The sequence below is a fragment of the Anabaena sp. UHCC 0187 genome (assembly GCF_009712035.1).
Classification (GTDB): Bacteria; Cyanobacteriota; Cyanobacteriia; order Cyanobacteriales; family Nostocaceae; genus Dolichospermum.
The window spans coordinates 1-2,139 of sequence record NZ_VILB01000030.1 but is presented as its reverse complement, the minus strand read 5'-3'; the positions used below and the strand labels follow the sequence as shown (position 1 = coordinate 2,139).

At 41.8% G+C, this 2,139-nt stretch carries 2 protein-coding genes; both read left to right on the top strand.

The genetic code is table 11. The features are described 5' to 3' along the window. The first annotated feature begins 24 nt into the window (after nucleotides 1–24). Complete coding sequence (locus FJR11_RS21575) at nucleotides 25–816, top strand: segregation/condensation protein A (protein ID WP_168507450.1); 792 nt, start codon at nucleotides 25–27, stop codon at nucleotides 814–816. A gap of 97 nt (nucleotides 817–913) precedes the next feature. After that, entirely contained in the window at nucleotides 914–2,083 is a 1,170-nt protein-coding gene (locus tag FJR11_RS21570; RefSeq protein WP_168507448.1) for a sugar phosphate nucleotidyltransferase, read from the top strand. Nucleotides 2,084–2,139: the final 56 nt, after the last annotated feature.

Genomic DNA, 2,139 nt, shown 5'->3' with positions numbered 1-2,139 from the left:
TCCTCGTATTTAAATTTTAAATGAATGGATGCAGCCGAATTATTAGAAACAATTACACACCTGATTGAGCAAGCTGAAAAAGGGGAAATTGACCCTTGGGACGTGCGAGTAATTGAGGTGATTGACCATTACTTAGAATTAATGTCACCGGAAGCAAGAACTATCAGAGGCTATGAAAGTGACTTGTCTCAATCTGGACAAGCTTTTTTATCAGCATCAATGCTCGTATTATTTAAAGCAAACACATTATTACAACTGTCAACAGTATATAATACCCAAGAAGAAGTTGTAGATGATACACTATTAGGAATTGAAGATGGATTGTTATATCCAGCCCATCGCTTGCAATTAGAGCAACACTTGCGTCGTCGTCCAGCAGCTATGCCACCCCCAAAACGTCGGGTGACTTTACAAGAGTTAATCAACCAATTGCAAATTATGGCCAGCCAGCTAAAACTGGTGGAAAAAGTTGATAAACCTAAGCGGCTTAAGCGCCAGTCTAGTGTGCAGACGATGCGCGAAGCTCTAGAGTTAGCGCACCAAGAAAATTTAACCGAAGTCGCGTTAGAACTAGAGCAGGTGTTACATCATGTTGCTAAAGAGCAAAATTTAGAGGAACAATATTTGAATCTAGAACAACTGATAGATTTGTGGATACAGACAAAACAACCAGAGAAACCCGGCTCTCATCATGAATCAGAACACGGTAACATGGTTAGCGTTTTTTGGGCGTTACTACTGCTCTCGTCTCAATCTAAGGTAGAGCTATTTCAAAAAGAATTTTACCAGGAAATTCAAATCCGCTTACCTACTTAAAAGCAGGGATCAGGGGGAGAATAAATTTCTATCTATTCCCAATGACTACTGACTACTGACCAATGACTAATGACTAATGACTAAGGAATAAAATTTTATGAAAGCGATGATTCTTGCAGCGGGAAAAGGTACTCGTATCCGTCCCATTACATATACCATTCCCAAACCCATGATTCCCATACTGCAAAAGCCAGTAATGGAATTTTTACTGGAGTTATTACGCCAACATGGATTTGACGAGATTATGGTCAATGTTAGCCATTTGGCGGAGGAAATAGAAAGTTATTTCCGTGATGGTCAACGGTTTGGGGTGCAGATTGCCTATTCTTTTGAAGGTAAAATTGATGATGACGGTAAACTCGTTGGGGAAGCTATCGGTTCCGCAGGGGGTATGCGCCGGATTCAAGACTTCTCACCGTTTTTTGATGATACTTTTGTAGTTTTGTGTGGTGATGCTTTAATTGACTTAGACCTAACTGCGGCGGTAAAGTGGCATAAATCTAAAGGGGCGATCGCTACTATCATCACCAAATCAGTTCCCAAGGAAGAAGTTTCTAGCTACGGTGTGGTGGTTACTGATGAAGATAATCGCGTTCAAGCTTTCCAAGAAAAACCCTCAATGGAAGAAGCCCTTAGCACCAATATAAATACAGGTATTTATATTTTTGAGCCAGAGGTGTTTAAGTACATACCCTCTGGAGTAGAGTATGACATTGGTGGTCAATTATTTCCCCAACTGGTGGCAGATAATGCCCCTTTTTACGCCATTCCCATGGATTTTGAATGGGTAGATATTGGTAAAGTTCCCGATTACTGGCGGGCAATTCGTGGTGTTTTATCAGGGGAAATCAAAAATGTGCAAATCCCTGGACACGAAGTTGCTCCCGGTATTTTCACTGGTTTAAATGTATCCGTAAATTGGGATAAAGTTGATATCACTGGCCCTGTTTATATTGGCGGCATGACCAAAATCGAAGATGGAGCCAAAATTATTGGCCCGGCGATGATCGGTCCAAATTGCTGGATCTGTAGTGGTGCTACTGTAGACAACAGTGTAATTTTTGAATGGTCACGTTTAGCTCCAGGAGTCCGCTTAGTAGATAAGCTGGTTTTTGGGCGTTACTGTGTAGATAAGACGGGAGCATCAATTGATGTCCAAGCTGCGGCTTTAGACTGGTTGATTACTGATGCTCGTCAAACTCCTCCCTTGGAAACGCCTTTAGAACATAAAGCGATCGCTGAATTATTGGGAGCAAACTCAATTTAGTTAATGGGGACTGGGGACTGGGGACTGGGGACTGGGGACTGGGGAATAGCTTTTCC